This is a genomic window from Ruegeria sp. SAZD013, assembly GCF_059612525.1.
This window is the reverse complement of record NZ_JBXWQT010000020.1, coordinates 213,951-232,206: the sequence shown is the minus strand read 5'-3', so window position 1 is coordinate 232,206 and position 18,256 is coordinate 213,951. Positions and strand designations below refer to the sequence as shown.

At 55.2% G+C, this 18,256-nt stretch carries 16 protein-coding genes and 1 tRNA gene; 10 read left to right on the top strand and 7 right to left on the bottom strand.

Going from position 1 to position 18,256, the window contains the following annotated elements; all coding sequences use genetic code 11:
- Positions 1-163: 163 nt before the first annotated feature.
- Positions 164-463 carry a DUF6477 family protein gene (locus AC2FLU_RS07345; RefSeq protein WP_480472463.1) on the top strand — a complete coding sequence of 100 codons (300 nt, stop codon included), beginning with the start codon at positions 164-166 and terminating at the stop codon, positions 461-463.
- Here the strand turns inward: AC2FLU_RS07345 and AC2FLU_RS07340 are convergent, their stop codons facing one another.
- Positions 464-2,008 carry a trimethylamine methyltransferase family protein gene (locus tag AC2FLU_RS07340; protein WP_480472461.1) on the bottom strand — a complete coding sequence of 515 codons (1,545 nt, stop codon included), beginning with the start codon at positions 2,006-2,008 and terminating at the stop codon, positions 464-466.
- Between the two features lie 301 nt (positions 2,009-2,309).
- Between AC2FLU_RS07340 and guaA the strand changes: the two genes are divergently transcribed.
- The 9 genes from guaA to AC2FLU_RS07295 all read left to right on the top strand — a co-directional run bounded on the left by guaA (position 2,310) and on the right by AC2FLU_RS07295 (position 11,711).
- On the top strand, positions 2,310-3,869 hold the full coding sequence (gene guaA / locus AC2FLU_RS07335; protein ID WP_480553353.1) for a glutamine-hydrolyzing GMP synthase: 1,560 nt from the start codon (positions 2,310-2,312) through the stop codon (positions 3,867-3,869).
- A 211-nt stretch (positions 3,870-4,080) separates the two neighbouring features.
- Positions 4,081-4,986: a DMT family transporter gene (locus AC2FLU_RS07330; RefSeq protein ID WP_480553352.1), complete on the top strand. Its 906-nt coding sequence runs from the start codon at positions 4,081-4,083 to the stop codon at positions 4,984-4,986.
- Between the two features lie 124 nt (positions 4,987-5,110).
- Positions 5,111-6,250 (top strand): OmpP1/FadL family transporter, encoded by a 1,140-nt coding sequence (locus tag AC2FLU_RS07325; protein WP_496808558.1) that lies wholly within the window; start codon positions 5,111-5,113, stop codon positions 6,248-6,250.
- Positions 6,251-6,350: 100 nt separating this feature from the next.
- A complete protein-coding gene (locus tag AC2FLU_RS07320; protein ID WP_496714418.1) occupies positions 6,351-7,247 on the top strand; it encodes a DMT family transporter in 897 nt (298 codons plus the stop codon).
- Positions 7,248-7,294: 47 nt separating this feature from the next.
- The gene (locus AC2FLU_RS07315) at positions 7,295-8,167 is read left to right on the top strand and encodes an ATPase (RefSeq protein WP_480516818.1); all 873 of its coding nucleotides are present in this window, start codon (positions 7,295-7,297) and stop codon (positions 8,165-8,167) included.
- Between the two features lie 36 nt (positions 8,168-8,203).
- Positions 8,204-9,121: a homoserine O-acetyltransferase MetA gene (gene metA / locus AC2FLU_RS07310; protein ID WP_480516816.1), complete on the top strand. Its 918-nt coding sequence runs from the start codon at positions 8,204-8,206 to the stop codon at positions 9,119-9,121.
- Entirely contained in the window at positions 9,111-10,064 is a 954-nt protein-coding gene (locus tag AC2FLU_RS07305; RefSeq protein WP_480516814.1) for an alpha/beta fold hydrolase, read from the top strand. The genes metA and AC2FLU_RS07305 overlap by 11 nt, the downstream gene beginning before the upstream one ends.
- A gap of 49 nt (positions 10,065-10,113) precedes the next feature.
- The gene (gene ppk2, locus AC2FLU_RS07300; RefSeq protein ID WP_480553346.1) at positions 10,114-10,983 is read left to right on the top strand and encodes a polyphosphate kinase 2; all 870 of its coding nucleotides are present in this window, start codon (positions 10,114-10,116) and stop codon (positions 10,981-10,983) included.
- Positions 10,984-11,096: 113 nt separating this feature from the next.
- Positions 11,097-11,711, top strand: a complete 615-nt coding sequence (locus AC2FLU_RS07295) for a TetR/AcrR family transcriptional regulator (protein ID WP_480476721.1) — start codon at positions 11,097-11,099, stop codon at positions 11,709-11,711.
- A gap of 6 nt (positions 11,712-11,717) precedes the next feature.
- Here the strand turns inward: AC2FLU_RS07295 and AC2FLU_RS07290 are convergent, their stop codons facing one another.
- The 6 genes from AC2FLU_RS07290 to AC2FLU_RS07265 form a co-directional block, all read right to left on the bottom strand.
- Entirely contained in the window at positions 11,718-12,776 is a 1,059-nt protein-coding gene (locus AC2FLU_RS07290; RefSeq protein WP_480472441.1) for an adenylate/guanylate cyclase domain-containing protein, read from the bottom strand.
- On the bottom strand, positions 12,773-13,141 hold the full coding sequence (locus tag AC2FLU_RS07285) for a group I truncated hemoglobin (RefSeq protein ID WP_480493317.1): 369 nt from the start codon (positions 13,139-13,141) through the stop codon (positions 12,773-12,775). The genes AC2FLU_RS07290 and AC2FLU_RS07285 overlap by 4 nt, the downstream gene beginning before the upstream one ends.
- A gap of 232 nt (positions 13,142-13,373) precedes the next feature.
- A tRNA-Ser gene (locus tag AC2FLU_RS07280) sits at positions 13,374-13,463 on the bottom strand.
- A 142-nt stretch (positions 13,464-13,605) separates the two neighbouring features.
- Positions 13,606-16,032: a DUF3772 domain-containing protein gene (locus AC2FLU_RS07275; RefSeq protein ID WP_480553344.1), complete on the bottom strand. Its 2,427-nt coding sequence runs from the start codon at positions 16,030-16,032 to the stop codon at positions 13,606-13,608.
- Positions 16,032-17,066 carry a cysteine synthase A gene (locus AC2FLU_RS07270; RefSeq protein WP_496808559.1) on the bottom strand — a complete coding sequence of 345 codons (1,035 nt, stop codon included), beginning with the start codon at positions 17,064-17,066 and terminating at the stop codon, positions 16,032-16,034. Before AC2FLU_RS07270 ends, AC2FLU_RS07275 begins: the two co-directional genes overlap by 1 nt.
- Positions 17,067-17,134: 68 nt before the next feature.
- Positions 17,135-18,241, bottom strand: coding sequence for an NUDIX domain-containing protein (locus AC2FLU_RS07265; RefSeq protein WP_496811984.1), 1,107 nt, complete (start codon positions 18,239-18,241; stop codon positions 17,135-17,137).
- Positions 18,242-18,256: the final 15 nt, after the last annotated feature.

Here is an 18,256-nt window from a genome sequence, read left to right as displayed (position 1 = left end):
CCATTCGTTACTCGTTCGTTAACCGCACAAGGCACGAACCAGATTTGATTCAAAAAGATAAACAGTCGTGAAACCATCGTTCGGAGAGGCTGTCACGCAGGCAACAACCGCTTAGGTTGTGCATTAAATAGTCCGGTAAACCTTCAGACACAGGACACGTAAGATGCAGGACCTGATGACAATGATCTCAACGCTTCACCGCCCACGCATGTTGGCAAGAGCCGCCAATTTCGGAGCGAGAGAGTACAACCGGGACAGGCATTTGCAACGTATTCTGGGATACGGGTCATTGCCGGGTTCAGGTCAGGCCCTACTGCGACTGATGGAGATGGAAAAAGAGGTGAATGAACTGCGCAAAGAAGATGATGCCGCATACTCTCTGGTCCGGCATCTCGACATTCTTATCGCGCTGTTGGGTGAGGCGCGGCTGTATCAAGCCAACCGCGCCCCGGTCCTTCAATAATTAGGAAAACGCATCCGGCATGGAGGCCTTTTTCTCGGCGATATAGGCTTCCAGCGCTGCGGCTGTATCCGGCTCCATATGCGGTTGCTGATAATTCGCCAGCAGGTGTTCAACCCGCACAGAGGCTAGAGCCCGCGTATCACGCGCACCTTCTTCCTGCCAGGTTTCATATGGCTTGTAGTCCAGCAGATCGGACTTCCAGAACGATTCCTTGAAGTTCGCCTGCGTGTGGGCGCATCCTAGATAGTGCCCGCCGGGGCCAACTTCCCGGATCGCATCCATGGCCTGCGCGTTGTCATCATAGGCCACGCCCTTGGCCAACGAATGCAAAACGCCCAACTGGTCGGCATCCATAACAAATTTCTCGAAGTCGGCCACCAGGCCACCTTCCAGCCAGCCGCAGGCATGCAGCATGAAGTTCACGCCAGCCAACAGACCCATGTTAAGCGAGTTCGCTGTCTCATAAGCCGCCTGCGCATCCGGAAGTTTCGAGCCGCAGAACGACCCTGCGGACCGATACGGCAAGTTCAGACGCCGCGCCAGCTGACCCGCGCCATAGGTGATATGCGAAGCTTCCGGCGTACCGAAGGTCGGCGCGCCAGAATTCATGTCGATCGAGGTCACGAATGCCCCAAAGATCGCGGGAGCACCAGGACGGACGATCTGGCTGTACGCCACACCGGCAAGAACCTCGGCCAGAACCTGGGTCAAAGTACCGGCCACCGAGACCGGCGCCATCGCACCGCCCACAATAAAGGGCGAGATGATGCAGGCCTGATTGTTGCGGGCATAGACTTCCAGCGAGCCCATCATCACATCGTCGAATGTCATCGGCGAGTTTATGTTGGTCAGCGACGTCATCACCGTGTTTTGCTGGACGAATTCCTTACCGAACAGGATTTCGCACATTTCAACCGAATCCTGCGCCCGGCTGGGATCGGTCACCGAGCCCATGAAAGGCTTGTCCGACAGAGTCATATGCGCCTTCAGCATATCCAGATGGCGCTTGTTCACCGGAATGTCGGTCGGTTCACACACCGTACCGCCCGAATGGTGCAGCCACTTGGACATATAGGCAAGTTTCACGAACTTGTTGAAGTCGTCCATCGTCGCGTAACGACGGCCGCCTTGTGCATCGCGCACGAAAGGAGGGCCGTAAACCGGGGCCAGAACCATGTTCCGGCCACCAATCACGACCGACTTCTCGGGGTTGCGGGCATGTTGGGTGAACTCGCTGGGCGCTGTTTTAATCAGCTCACGAGCAAGGCCGCGCGGAATGCGCACGCGTTCACCGTCGATGTCCGCACCCGCGTCGCGCCAGCGTTCCAGAGCGGCAGGGTTATCAACAAAGTTAACACCGATCTCTTCCAACACGGTTTCCGCGTTGTTTTCAATGATCTCCAGTGCCTCTTCGTTGAGGATTTCAAAGTTCGGAATGTTGCGTTCGATGTATTTCGCGGTCTCGATACGAACTGCAGTCCGCTCGGCACGGCGGGCAGCGCCACCGCCACCTCTCGCCCTGCGCCGGGTGTTTGCCTCGGTCATGAGAAGATCCCGTGTTGTTGGTTAGATTGAGCGTTTGATACAGGTTTGCCGGGGCGCAAGCATAGGGATTGCGGCACGTTGGGGGGAAAAGCGACATTGCCGCGCGGCAATCCGGCGAACCGGCCGCCAAGGGTGAAATCTGGAATTGGAAAGCGTACCCTTCTGCCCTGTCCATGTGCGCCGACGGAGCCACCGGTGGAAACCCTCGTGTCAAAAATCATTGCAGTGATCTTTTTTGATTCCCGCGCTGGAATCGGACCTCGCTCTTGCGAAATGTGCGGGCTTGCCCTAAGGCGCTGACATGACCCAGACATCCCACGACCGCCTTCTGATCATCGACTTCGGCAGCCAGGTTACGCAGCTTATTGCCCGCCGCCTGCGTGAGCTGAATGTCTATTGCGAAATTCACCCTTACCAGAATGTCACGATGGATTTCGTGCGGGAAATGGCCCCGCGCGCGGTGATCTTCTCGGGCGGGCCGGACAGTGTGACGCGCGAGGGCTCGCCCCGTGCTCCGCAAGAGATTTTTGACTATGGCGTGCCGATTCTGGGCATCTGTTATGGCCAGCAAGTGATGATGCACCAGCTTGGCGGCAAGGTCGAAAGCGGCCATGGCACGGCCGAGTTTGGTCGGGCTTTTGTCACGCCAAAAGACAAACTGGCAATTCTGAACGGCTGGTTTGACGACGGGGATGAACAGGTCTGGATGAGCCACGGCGACCACGTCAGTGAAATCGCACCGGGGTTTCAGGTCTTCGGCACATCGCCTAACGCGCCCTTTGCGATCACAGCCGATCCGTCGCGTCACTTCTATGCCGTGCAATTCCACCCCGAGGTGCACCACACGCCCAAGGGCGCGAAGCTGTATGCGAACTTCGTCAAGCTGGCCGGTTTCAAGGGCGACTGGACCATGGGGGCCTATCGCGAAGAAATGATCCGCAAGATCCGCGAGCAGGTTGGCGACAAGAAGGTCATCTGCGGTTTGTCGGGCGGTGTTGACAGCTCGGTCGCGGCGATCCTGATCCACGAGGCGATTGGGAACCAGTTGACCTGCGTCTTCGTCGACCACGGGCTGTTGCGCAAGAACGAGGCGACAGAAGTCGTCGGCATGTTCCGCGACAACTACAACATCCAGTTGATCCACGCGGACGAATCCGAACTGTTCCTTGGCGAGCTTGAAGGGCAAAGCGACCCGGAAACCAAGCGCAAGATCATCGGTAAGCTGTTCATCGACGTCTTCCAAAAACACGCTGACACCATTGAAGGGGCCGAGTTCCTGGCGCAAGGGACGCTTTATCCGGATGTAATCGAATCGGTGTCATTTTCGGGCGGGCCTTCTGTAACCATCAAATCGCACCACAATGTCGGTGGCTTGCCGGAAAAGATGGGCCTGAAGCTGGTCGAGCCCCTGCGAGAGCTGTTCAAGGATGAGGTTCGCGCGCTTGGCCGCGAACTTGGCCTTCCACAGAGCTTCATCGGACGTCACCCTTTTCCCGGCCCTGGTCTGGCAATCCGCTGCCCCGGTGAAATCACCCGCGAAAAACTGGGCATCTTGCGTGAAGCTGATGCGATCTTTATCGACCAGATCCGTAAACACGGCCTCTATGACGACATCTGGCAGGCTTTTGTTGCCATCTTGCCAGTGCGGACCGTAGGTGTCATGGGCGACGGGCGCACCTATGACTACGCCTGCGCGCTGCGGGCCGTAACATCTGTCGATGGCATGACCGCGGACTACTACCCGTTCAGCCATGAATTCCTGGGCGAAACGGCAACGCGGATCATCAACGAAGTCAAAGGCATCAACCGGTGTACCTATGACATCACATCGAAACCCCCCGGCACCATCGAGTGGGAATGACCGGCGGGTGTCTGCGTAAAACTTAACTGATTGAGCGGCAAAACGCCCTACTCGTTCAAGCCTTTGTACCGGGCAGTCAACTATACGACCTTGAAACTGGCGCACCTTCGGCGTTTGAATAGCCGGACGAACCTAGTCTGCTTATCATAAGCGCTTGGCTTTGCGGTCTTTTGGCAGCGCGGCCCCGCGACGAACCTGAGGGACGCTCGAAATGAGCCATGCGCAGAAAGACGTAATCAAGGCCGGTCTATGGATGACCGGCGCGATCGCCTCATTCTCTTCCATGGCGGTTGCAGGGCGTGAACTGAGTTCTGCGCATGATACCTTTGAAATCATGATGTATCGCAGCATCGTTGGGTTCGTTGTTGTTGCAACTGTCCTGACTGTGACTCGCAACTGGCAGCAAGTTTCGACGGAACGGCTGGGATTGCACGCCTTACGAAACACCTTACATTTCACGGGGCAAAATCTCTGGTTCTACGCCGTGGCAGTGGCTCCCTTGGCGCAGGTATTCGCGCTGGAGTTCACACAGCCGCTTTGGGTAATCCTGCTCTCGCCGCTGTTTCTGAACGAACGGTTGACGCCGCTCAGGTTGATAGCGGCGCTTATCGGGTTTTCGGGCGTTCTGATCGTCACGCGCCCCGGCGCTGCCCCTTTGAGCCCCGGCCTTATGACAGCCGCCGCATCCGCAGTATTCTTTGCGTTTACAACGATTACCACCAAGAAGCTCACGCGATTTGCCAGCATTGGGTGTATTGTTTTCTGGCTGACTACAATGCAAGCAGTCCTTGGGGCCACAGCCGCTGGCATCGATGGTCAGATTGCGCTTCCGACAATGCAGACCGCTCCCTATCTGATTTTGGTTGGGCTGGCGGGTTTGCTGGCGCATTTCTGTATTACCAATGCCCTATCCATAGCCCCGGCAACCGTGGTCATTCCCTTTGATTTTGCACGTCTTCCGACAATCGCAGTAATCGGGATGCTCCTCTATCATGAACCCATCGACCATTGGGTACTGATCGGCGCTGCCGTCATCTTTACTGGCATTTTCCTGAACATCTGGTCCGAAAATCGTAACAGTTTGGCAACAGTTCAGAACTGTAGTGGCAACAAGTAACGCACCGTCACCAGTTGACCTTAAACTAACTGAAAAGAAAGTATCGCGCATTACACACGGGTAAGCGCTGGACTCACTCAATTCTTCGCCAGGCAAATACTCGAAAAAAGTTCGGGAGGACAGAATGAAAACAACACTACTCGCAACGTGCGCATTGTGCGTTGGAGCAACGGCTGGTTTTGCAGGCGGTCTGGACCGCAGCGGTCAGGGTATCAACCTGATCTTTGAAGAAGGCTCTGCAGTTCAGTTTCGGTTGGGGTATACCGACCCAAGCGTGACCGGCACGATGCCAGACATTTTTGGTACAAACGGCGGCCAACCCATTAGTTCAGGTGAAGTTGCGAACGCCTTTTTTACACCGCACCTTGGGTTCAAAACGGCGCTTACCGAAAAGCTTGATTTCGCACTGATCTATGATCAACCATACGGTGCCGATATTCAATATGCGGCCGCCTACCCGCTTTCGATCAACCCGGTTAATCCTACAGACCCCCGCGTGTTGCAGGCAACTGCTGACACTGATGCGATTACCGCTTTGCTACGGTACAAATTCGACGGTGGATTCAGTGCGATCGGCGGTATTCGCGCGCAGCGCGTCGAGGCTTCGATTACTGTTCCCATTACCGCAGGCTATCAGGTGAATACTGACGCAGATACCGCATTCGGGTATGTCGTGGGCGTCGCCTGGGAAAAACCTGAGATCGCCGCGCGCGTATCTCTGACCTATAACTCCAAGATCAGCCACGATCTTTCACAGACAGAATCCAGTGCTTTGACTGGAGGATTGCCTGTAAACACTTCGAGTGAGATTGAAACACCGCAGTCTGTGAATCTGGATTTTCAAACGGGCGTGGCGCCCAAGACATTGTTGTTTGGCTCGATCCGTTGGGTCGACTGGCCACAACTTGTGTATAATCCGCCAAACTATCCGCCGACCAGCAACCTGGTTGACTATGACGACGCCACGTTCACCTACTCGCTGGGTTTGGGTTATCAGTTCTCGGAAGAGTTTTCTGGTGCTGTGACACTGGGCTACGAAACTTCCCAAGGTACGCCGGTTTCGAACCTCGGTCCGACAGATGGGTTCTGGAGCATCGGTCTGGGTGGCACGTATTCGCTTGAGAAGGCAAAAATCTCGGGCGGTGTTCGTTATACCGACATCGGGGATGCCACCGCGAATGGTGCTGGTCCCGCGGCACGTGGTACGTTCACAGGCAACAGCGCCTGGAGCGTTGGTTTCCAGATCACATACGCTCTGAACTGATCTGAGTAATCTTATGTAACTGTAAAGCCCCGCAGTTTCTGCGGGGCTTATTCGCATGAACCGGGTCGCCGTTGGTTAACATCAATGAAACAGTGCCCGCATGAACGAACAAAAACACCTCTCTCTCCGCGCCTGGGCCGAGCTTTTGCTCCTTGGACTGATCTGGGGCGCCTCCTTTGTTTCCATCCGGGTCGCTCTGGACACGCTTCCCGTGATGACCTCGGTTTTGCATCGCACATTCTGGGCCATGCTGGTTTTGTGGCTGGTAACTTGGATCAGGCGGATCAAGGTGCCGCGCGCGCCCCGTATCTGGGGCACTTTTCTGGTCATGGGGCTGTTGAACAACGTCATCCCCTTCAGCCTGATGGCTTGGGGGCAGCTTTACATTGACACGGGTCTGACGGCGATCCTGAACGCGGCGACTGCGATCTTCGGCGTTTTGATAGCAGCACTGTTTTTTCGCGACGAGCGATTGACAAAAACCCGGCTACTGGGTGTCTGCCTGGGCTTTCTTGGTGTCTCAATCGCGATTGGAGTGCTGAACTTCTTGAGTTTCAGCCTGCAAAGCACCGCTCAGCTTGCAGTGTTGGCCGGAACAGTTTCCTACGCATGTGCCGCGGCTTGGGCGAGGCAGACTTTATCGCACCTTCCCCCGGTGATTGCCGCCGCCGGTATGCTGACGGCTTCGACAGTGCTGGTATTGCCAATAACACTAGCAGTTGATGGAGTACCCAGCTTGGCGTTACCCGCAATAACCTGGGTGGCCATCGGGTACTATGCGATTGTCGCAACGGCCGGCGCATATCTGCTTTACTACCGGGTTTTGGCAATGGCCGGCAGTGGCAATCTGATGCTGGTCACACTTGTCATACCTCCGGTCGCTATTGTTCTGGGTGCATTACTGCGCGAAGAGTCCCTGCCCCCAAATGCCTTTCTGGGCTTTGCCGTTCTGGCGATTGGCCTTTTGGTTCTCAATCGTTCGTCCCGGCCCAATTGACGCCGTGCGCTGCCCGATTTAGCTAGGGCAAAAAAGGACAGCGCAAAATGATCTACACCTCAGCCAATGACTGGCGCACGGCAAGCCGAAAGAAAGTGCTGTTCTTTGGCATGTCGGGGTTGGGCAAGACCTATGTATCCAACATCCTCAGAGATTCTGGGAACTGGTTCCACTACTCGATCGATTACCGGATTGGCACGCGCTATATGGGCGAGTACATCACCGACAATGCCAAGGCCGAGGCCATGAAAGTTCCGTTCTTGCGTGAACTGCTGTTGTCGGATTCGATCTATATCGGTTCGAATATTTCATTCGCCAACCTGACACCTGTTGCCGCTTATCTGGGCAAGCCGGGAAACCCCGATCTGGGCGGCTTGGACATGCCGGAGTACCGCCGCAGGCAGGAACAGTTTCGCTTGGCCGAAATTCATGCGCTGCTGGACACCGAATACTTCATCGACCGCGCCGAGCGTCTGTACAAATATCCTCACTTTATCTGCGATACGGGCGGATCCATCTGCGAGTGGGTAGATCCCGAAGACCCAAGGGATCAGGTTTTGTCCGAACTCGCGCGGCACACCCTCATGATCTGGCTGAAGGGTGACGAGGGTCACACAGCCGACCTTGTGCGCCGTTTCGACAAGGCCCCAAAACCCATGTCCTATCAGGCTGATTTCCTGACACGTTCCTGGACCGAGTATCTGGATCAACACGGCTGTGCAGAGGCCGAGGTCAACCCCGATGATTTTGTCCGCTGGACCTATGCGCAAGCCCTGGCCCATCGTCAGCCCCGATACGAGGCGATGGCAAAGAACTGGGGCGTGACGATTGATGCCAACGACATCGGCAAAATCCGCGATGCGGCCGATTTCGATGAGTTGATCGAACGCACCCTTGAGGCCAGACGCAATAACGCCTAACTACCAGTTTTCCCTAATCTCTTCGAAGTCAGACACATGCCCATCAAAATTCCCTCTGATCTGCCCGCCTTTGACGTCCTGAACAAAGAGGGCGTTATGGTCATGTCCGAGGATCAGGCAATGCGTCAGGATATTCGCCCCCTGCGCATCGGGCTGCTAAATCTGATGCCGAAGAAGATCCAGACGGAAAACCAGTTTGCGCGCCTGATCGGTGCAACCCCGTTGCAGATCGAACTGTCATTGATCCGTATGACGGAACATCAGACAAAAACCACTGCCGCCGAGCATATGTCCGAGTTCTATCAGCCTTTTCAGGAGGTCAAGGACCAGAAATTTGACGGCCTGATCATTACTGGCGCGCCGATCGAGCATCTGGAATTCGGTGATGTCACCTATTGGGATGAAATCAGCGAAATCTTCGACTGGACCCAAACCAACGTTCATTCAACCTTTGGTGTTTGCTGGGGAGGGATGGCGATGATCAACCATTTTCATGGTGTTCGAAAGCACATGCTGGATGCCAAGGCCTTTGGCTGTTTCCGCCACCGCAATCTGAACCCTGCATCACCTTTTTTACGTGGGTTCTCTGACGATTGCGTTATCCCGGTCAGCCGCTGGACGGAAATGAAACAAGATGAGATCGACGCCGCGCAGGGTTTGACGACCCTGCTGGGCAGCGATGATGTGGGCCCTTGTCTGGTCGAAGATCCCAGCCACCGCGCGCTGTATATCTTCAATCATTTTGAGTATGACAGCGACACGCTGAAACAGGAGTATGACCGCGACGTCGCCAATAACACGCCCATCAACGTGCCGATCAACTATTATCCGGATGATGACCCATCCAAGACACCTCAAAACCGTTGGCGCAGTCACGCGCATCTTCTTTACGGAAACTGGATAAACGAAATCTATCAGACGACGCCTTTTGATATGAGCAAAATTGGCCACTAAAACCTTGATATCCTTTAGCCTCATCATTCTGGGCCTTGTCGCTGTGACTGCGTGGCGCAGCGCCCGGAATGAAGCACATGCAGAAGCGGCTTTCCCACCCGAAGGCCAGATTCTTGATGTCGACGGAATCGCGGTTCATGCGGTTGTCATAGGGAATGGGCCGGATGTTGTCCTTCTTCACGGCTCAAGCGGCAACACCCGCGACATGACCTTTGCGCTGGCACCTATTCTGGCGGAAAACTACCGCGTCATCGTTTTTGACCGGCCCGGCCTGGGGTTTTCAGAAAGTTTCAACCCAGACGGTGAAACGATCACGGAACAAGCGGATATCCTGCAAAAAGCTGCTGCCCAGCTTGGGGCGGACAAGCCTGTCGTGGCGGGCCAAAGCTATGGTGGTTCAGTGGCGCTTGCATGGGCGGTCACCAGGACCGACGACCTCTCAGCACTTGTTCTGATCGCACCCGCCGCCATTCCGTGGGAAACGCCGCTGGATGGGTTTAACCAATTAGCGTCTACCACGCTCGGCAATACGCTCGCCCTGCCTCTGATTTCTTCCTTTGTGCCCGATTGGTACGTAACACGGGCATTGGACAGTGTATTTGCGCCCCAATCGGCCCCCGCTGGATATGCTGAACATTTTGGGCCCGGCCTGACCATCCGGCGCAGTTCCATGCATGCAAATGCCAAGCAACGGGCCAACCTATTGGATGAGATAACCCAATTGCAGCCGCGATACGGTGAGATTTCAGTGCCAACCGAAATCGTTCACGGCACCGCCGACGACACTGTCGGCCTTGAATGGCATTCGCAACGTCTGATCCAGCAAATCCCGCAGGCCGAACTGGTCGCGTTACCGGGGATCGGTCACATGCCGCAGGTTGTCGCAGCGCCCGAGGTTGCTGCCGCAATTGATCGTGCAGTGCAGCGTGCAGGTTTGCGTTAATCCAAGCTCTAATCCATAGTCGGATATGGGTTTTATCGCGAGGTGACATATGGCTCGGACCGAAAAAGGTTCTATCGAGAAGTATTTTCAGGATAGCGCGCCCAAAGCTGTGCGGGATGAGATCGAGAATTCGAAGAAAGGCGATATCCTGAACCCGACCTACCCATATAGCGAGAAGATGAAACCCAAGGACTATGATGAGCAGATGGAACTGCTCCAGATCGAGCTGGTCAAAATGCAGTCTTGGGTCAAGGACACGGCGCAACGGATCGCCATCATCTTCGAAGGCCGCGATGCTGCCGGTAAGGGCGGAACGATCAAACGGTTTCGCGAAAACCTGAACCCGCGCGGAGCGCGCAATGTGGCGCTCAGCAAACCCTCGGAAACTGAACGCAGTCAATGGTACTTTCAGCGCTACATCCCGCACCTGCCTGCAGCCGGCGAGATCGTGTTCTTTGACCGCAGCTGGTACAATCGCGGCGTGGTCGAAAACGTCTTTGGTTTCTGCACCCGGGAAGAGCGCGAGCGGTTCTTTCGTCAGGTTCTGCCGCTTGAAACGGGTCTGGTCAATGATGGCATCAAACTCTTCAAGTTCTGGCTCAATGTCGGGCGCGCTGAGCAACTGAACCGTTTTCTGGCCCGTGAAACCGACCCGTTAAAGCAATGGAAACTCAGCCCGATTGACGTGGCAGGGTTGGACAAGTGGGACGAATACACACAGTCGATTTCGGAAACTCTTACCCGGTCACACTCAGACATATCTCCTTGGACAATAGTCCGGTCCGACGACAAGAAACGCGCCCGTCTTGCAGCAATTCAATCGGTCCTGCACACGCTGGACTATGATGAGAAGGACGCAAAAAGCATTGGTGACATTGATCCCCTGATCTGCGGTGGTCCGGATGTCTGGGAAGCGTAGGTTGCGTTTTCGCCCTGCCCGGCCAAGGCTTTCAAGGGCAAGTGTTGGACGACCGGGTGTATTTGGTCTATCCCCTTGTCTTCCAATACCTAATCGAAGAACCTGAGGCCGGGATGTCGAAACGCGGTTATCATCACGGAAACCTAAAGCAAGCTCTGATCGAGGCAGCCTTGTCCCTGATCGAAGAAAAGGGGCCGACAGGTTTTACGTTATCTGAAGCCGCCAAAACCGCTGGCGTAACACCAGCCGCAGTCTATCGCCATTTTGAAGGGCGCGAAGACCTTATCGCCGAAGCCGCACGGCAGGGATTCGAGATGTTCGCGGACCTGATGCAATACGCTTATGACACAGGCCAACCCTCTGCCCTATCCGCCTTCGAGGCAACCGGGCGGGCCTATCTGGCTTTTGCCCGGAAGAACCCCGGCCACTACATCGCCATGTTTGAAAGCGGAATTTCGTTGAATCGCACCCCAGAATTATCCATGGCCGCCAATCGGGCCAAATCGGTTCTCGAGAAAGCAGCCGCTGACTTGTCGCAACATATTCCACCAGAAAAGCGCCCGCCCGCGTCGATGTTCAGCGCGCACATCTGGGCGATGAGCCATGGCGTGGTCGAATTATACGCGCGCAATACCGGGGCGACGTCTCCCTTCCCCCCGGAAGACCTGCTGGAAAGCGGCATTGGTATCTATCTGCGAGGGCTGGGTCTGATCCCGCAGGACGACTGACACCTTTCAAAAAGTTCGACTGCTTTGCGGTAAGCTCAGCCCGGACGTAACGTTGATAAGATTCATCTCGCCCATTCCCTTTATGTCGACACGTCCCAGGTCCGAGACCTGAAACTCATCAATCAGGGCGTATTTCATCTCTTCCGGCGCAACTATTTTCATAGGATTGGCGAAAATTTGCAGTCGGGACGCGATATTTACCGCCGGACCGAAAACGTCGTAGACGTATTTCTGAATGCCCACGACAGACCCGACTGCGGCCCCCATGCCCAAACCGATCCGGGCCTGCCATTTGTGCGGATGGCTTTCGTTACGGCGTTCGAGATAACGCAGGAAACGTACCGCGCAATGGGCCACTGCAGTCGCATGATCGGGTGTCGGGTCAGGCATGCCTGAGACCGCAAGATATGCGTCACCTATTGTTTTGATCCTTTCACACCCGAATTGTTCAACGATCCTGTCAAACGCCGTGAAAATGTCGTTCAACTCACTCAGGGTCACTGTCGGGTCGGTCTTGGCCGCGAAATCGGTGAAACCCACAAAGTCCAGCATGACCACAGACACCTGCTTGTAGAGCTGCGGAGTGACGACACCGAAGGTTTTGAACTCTTCATAAACAGCCCGTGGCATCAGGTTCAGAAGCAGGCGTTCAACCCGTTCTTTTTCGCGTTCCAGTTCTCGTGTGTTGCGTTCGACCATGGTGGAATAGCTGTCGATCATGCTTTCCAGCTCGCGAATGCGCGTGATGTTCTGGCATTCGACAATCAGAACCTGCTCGGACAATCCGCTTGCCAACGAAACTGCGACCGCAAAGATCAAGGTCCGCCGCTTTGGTTTGATCTGCAACTCAACCGAATATCTCAGGCCCGATTGCTTGACGTCTTCCAGTTCTTTGGGATCAAGGGCAGGCAGAATGTCCGTAAGAGTACTGCCGTTCTCGGGGGTTCCAAACCACTCTGCGAAAGGTCCGTTATGAAACACGAACTGAAGATCCGAGGCGCGCACCACGGCAATGCCGACACCGATGGCGCGTAACAGCTGTTCGTTTATCGCATGAATGCTCATGCCGCGTTTCGGGCGACGATAATTGAACGCTTCCCTTCAATTGCAGCCAGCGCGGTTTTGATATCCTGATCGGACATACCATGCACGCTCAGCGCTTCGCCAAACAGCTCAGCCATCACATCAAATTCGTCGTGTGAAATACCCAGATGCCTGTGAACGGCTTCGATCCTGTCATCACTGAATGACGCCGGTCCGCCAATCAGGGACGATACGAATTTCGTCTGATGATCAATCAGCCGAGGCATGTCGATATCTTCAAAATAATGGCCGATATCATCCGAATCCAACGCCATTTCATAGAAGGTCATCACGACACGGCTGATCGTTTTGAAGCCACCGTATTTGTCATAAAGCGTTTGTGTCACACGAAAACCCAAGCGATACAGAACAAAAACACTATAACTCTATATCAAATTGATATTTTTGTTAATGTTTATGGTGTTTTTTATTTTCCGGTTTACCGGGTATTCTTTTAAGGGAAAGCAATAGCGACCAGGGTACACGATCCTGGGCTTTCGGAAATCTGGCGTGGTTCACGAAACTGCGTTGCACAGCCAAGACGCCGGGGCAGACATAGTTCTCTGTAAAAAGGGGCAATGGCGGAGAGACAGGGATTCGAACCCTGGAGACGGTTCCCCGCCTACACACTTTCCAGGCGTGCGCCTTCGACCACTCGGCCACCTCTCCGTGCCGGCGATGTTTGGACCAATGTCATGGAATTTGCAAGGCCCCAATTCGGCGAAATCACGGGAAAGATCAATTAAATCCGGTCGCCTTTCCGGTGCGCCAAACCACCGGAAAGGCTACCCTTCAGCTTTCGGACAGGTCGTCAGAATTCATCGCCAGCGTCGGGGTCCAGATCAGATTCGGTCAGTTCAACTGGCTCTCTTGTCGTCGACTCATCTGCCTTCTGTTTGGACGCAGAACCAGCCGCTTTCACCTTGTTTGAGGTCTGCAAAGCTTCGGGATTACGCAACCAGATATCACGCTGTGCAAACGGCACCTCGATGCCTGCTTCAAGGAAGCGTCGGTTGATTTCGTGGTTCATGTCGGATTTGACGGACAGAACCCAGTTCACATCCCGCAGGATCGCCCTGATTTCAAAATCCAATGCATCCGCTCCAAACCCCTGAAACACCACACTGGGTGCCGGGTTGGCCAAAACCATCGGGTGGTTGTTCGCAACCTCACTCAGGATGGTCTCGACCAGACGCGTATCAGTGCCATATGCGACGCCGACCGGAACAATCACCCTGCCGATTGTATTGCCACGCGTATAGTTGGTGACAACACCGCTGATCAGGTCCGAGTTGGGAATGATCACATCCGATCTGTCGAACGTCTCGATACGGGTCGAGCGGACGGAAATGTCACGCACGTAGCCCATCATCCCGTTCACATCAATCCAGTCACCCTTGGAGATTGGCCGTTCCACCAGAAGGATGATGCCGGACACAAAGTTGGACACAATCGTCTGCAGGCCAAAGCCAATACCGACAGACAGTGCACCAGCAACAATTGCCAGCGATGACAGGTCGAACCCCGCGACCATGATCGCAGCCAACGCAGCCAGAAAGATCCCGATATACCCCGAGCCAGCGACAATCGCATTCTGCCCGCCCGGATCGATGCTGGTTTTGGGCAACAGCGAGTTGCGCAACCCGCTTTGCAACAACCGTGTCAGCGTATATCCGATTGCGAATACAGCGATAAATGTCAGGAAATTGCTGGGCGAGATCATGACACCGCCGATGTCAAAGCCAAGCAGCAGACGTGACCACACCTCTAGCAGGTCCGTTTCACGCGCACCCCAGTATATTGCCAGAACAGGCAGCGCGACGATGGCCAGTGCAAAGCCCACCAAGACTGAAAAAAGAGAGTCGCGCGCAGCGTCGCCCTGCCCTGTGATCCATCCGTATATCTGACTGACGAACCGTTGAAAAATTGCCAGTGCGGCAATCAGAACCAGCGTTTTTACCGCCGGAAACACGATCGCTTCGGCCGCATTGGTATACCCGGCGATTGCCAGAACGGGTGTTGCAATCCCCAGCAGGAACATGGCCTTGCGCAGGAATTCCAACAACTGGCTGAATCCGGCGGCCCGCGTAGACGCCGTCTGGTCCAGCAGGCGGTCGTTCGTTCGGGTCTGCCGCACGCGGAGCAAAAGCAATGCCGTTCCGACGATCACGGGAAAGCTAATAACCGCACGGGTCGCATCCGAGACGTTTTCGATCTGCTGAAACAGAAGCGCCAGTTCGTGCAGGATCAACATCAAAGCCAACAGATCAATGTATATCCGCAATTCGGTAATCCGAGCAGCAGACAGGCGCTTGAATCCTTGTGAAGCGCCAATCACGTAAATCTGTCGGCCAATCCAGTCGTAGAAGAAGGCAATTGCCGCCCAGTAGGGGATTTTTTCCAGCAACAAACTGCCCCGCAGACCCGGAATACCCGAAAGACTGATCGCGGCGATGGCGGCAACGACACCGATCCATGGCAACAGAATCCGCAACAGAGAAATGATGAAGGACCAAACACCAGTGCCCGCTCCGCCCAGCAACCTCAGATAGTCGCCGCCCCGCTCGGACCAACGTTTGCCGAAGATCAGTAAAACCGCGGCCAGGATCACCAGAAACAGGATTCCCAAGCCACGATCACGGATACGTTCTTTCACTACGTCCGAACGCAGGTTGGTAATTGTTTCATTTGTCAGGCTCTGAAGCGCCTCTTTTACGTCTTGCCATGCAGGTCCCCAATATACGGGGTTGATCGGTGACGGCCCGCGCTCAAAGAATTGTTTTGTCTGCCGCGTCCGGATGATCCGATCGATTTCACTGATCAATCCATTTGCGCGGGTATAAGCTTCTTCGGAAATGATGCGCGGCACCCGCAAACTGTTGAGCTGCTCATTAAGATGAGTTCGCAATTTAGCGATGTCTTCAGGTTCGGCCGCGTCCCCTTCGGGTTTCGGACCAAGCGCCTTGATCTGGCTTTCCAGCGTTGCGATACGGTCTGTGTTGGCGCTGCGTGCCTTGTTAAAGTCCTCTCGGTAACCGTTTATTTCAGAACGTAAATTCTCAAACGCAGCGTTTGACGCACGGTTCGCTTCAATCACGGACTCGGCACGGTCAGCCGTTTTTATCCAGCCCCGGTAATACTCACTTTGCCTGTCGGTCAGCTGCGCGACAGCACCGCCTGCGAGCCCGACAAGACACAGGAATACCAGTGTCAGAAACAGGCGAACGTGCCCAGGCATCACTCGTCCTCGAAAACGCCGGGAATGCTGCGCGGTGCTTCAGTCATCCAATCCGGCACCGGCAATTCTTTCTCGCGCAGGAAATCCGGGTTGAACAGCTTGGACTGATACCGCGTGCCATAGTCGCAAAGGACAGTCACAATCGTGTGGCCCGGCCCCATTTCCTTGGCCAGACGCACGGCGCCCGCCATGTTGATCGCGGTTGACCCGCCCATAACCAGCCCCTCTTCACGGAGCAGGTCAAAGATATAGGGCAACGCCTCGGTGTCAGTGATCTGATAGGAATGATCCGGCGTGAACCCTTCCAGGTTCTTTGTTATCCGCACCTGTCCGATACCTTCGGCAATCGATCCGCCCTCCATCGCGATTTCACCGGTGGTGTAGTAAGAGTAGAGACCCGCACCCATAGGATCGGCCAGACCGATTTTCACACCCTTGGGCTGCAACGCTTCGGCAACCCCGGCCAACGTACCGCCCGACCCGACAGCACAGATAAACCCGTCGACCTTACCTGCTGTTTGTTCCCAGATTTCGGGCCCTGTGGTTTCAACATGGGCCTGACGGTTCGCCACGTTGTCAAACTGGTTGGCCCAGATCGCCCCATTAGGTTCCGTCTGCGCCAATTCCTCGGCCAGACGGCGGGAATAATGCACGAAATTATTGGGGTTGCGATAAGGTGCGGCCGGAACTTGAACCAGTTGTGCACCTGCCAGCCGCAGCATGTCTTTCTTTTCTTCCGACTGGGTCTCCGGGATCACAATCACGGTCTTGAACCCCATTGACGCACCCACCAGCGCCAGGCCAATACCAGTATTGCCTGCGGTGCCTTCCACAATGGTGCCGCCGGGCTTCAAATCGCCCCGCGCAATGGCATCACGGATAATATAGAGTGCAGCACGGTCCTTGACCGATTGACCGGGGTTCATGAATTCGGCTTTGCCGAGAATTTCGCAACCAGTTTCTTCACTGATGCGGCGCAGCCGGATCAACGGTGTTTTTCCTACTGCGTCAGCAAGATCTCGTGCAATGCGCATGATGGCCCCTTGTCGTTTTGTACCATCGAAGATTTACAGCCGCACCGCCGCGACCACAAGCGGGATAGTCACCCGCGCAATCTGTCCCGATGGCGGGCCAGCCAATAAGCCAGAGACACCAATTGTAGATCCTTGAAAACATGACGATCCGTCAAGTCTATGAATTCATCGAACGGCAAGATTTGACTACGGATGTCTTCACCTTCTGTGTCCAGGCCGCCAGTGATTGTGGTGTGTGTCAACTCACCCAGGCCAACATAAAGATACATGAACCCGGTGGAAGATCCGCTCGAGGTATAGGCCCCGCCGGCATATTCCAGCCTGTCAAAACGAATACCCGCCTCCTCCATCGCCTCGCGATGCGCGGCCTGTTCGGGTGTCTCGCCCGGATCAATCATCCCGGCCACCGCTTCCCAAAGCCAGGGTTCCGGATCTTTGTTCAGGAAAACCGGCGGTCTGAACTGTTCCACGATCAAAACGGTATCACGGACCGGATCATAGGGCAGAACGCCGACCGCACTGCCCTGCAACAAGCTTCCACGGCGCAGCACCGGACCCATGCTGCCGTCATGCCGCCGGTGTTGCAGATCGATTTCCTCCATCCCGAAATAATCGAGATACACCCGGTCATGGCGATGCACGATCACGTCTTTTGCAATGTCCCGCGGATCACCGGTTCGCCGCTGCCCGGCCATAATCTTCGACCAGGCACGCGTTTGCGTGGCGCGAATACTGCGGGCCATGACCCGGGGGGCGACCTTCCCGAAATAGGCCATCTCTTCCTCAGCTGCGAGCGTTGTGAGTTCGCCCAATCTGTCCGCCCAGTTCTGAAGCGACCACAAATCACCCGGTCTCCATGCATCGGGTGCCGGAAAAAAGACCTGCGCTTCGGCCTCGGTCCCGTCTTCTAATTCGACTTTCAAAGGCTTCAGATCATAGTCGAAAGACCCTTCGTAATAATCCAGCCTGGCCAGATCCTCAGGCGACAAGTCCTGCACGAGCAACCCTTCGGCACTGGCGCCTTCCGTTTCCAGGATCATCGGGAAATCCTGCCCCTGGACAGAATGGACAGCATGGCCTCGAAGTCGGGCAGGCCGTGCTTTGCTTTCGCTCAGAGGATGACCAAGAACGCGTTCCAACAACGGCAAGTGCCGCAGCGTTCCATAAAAAAACAAATCAGACAAATTCGA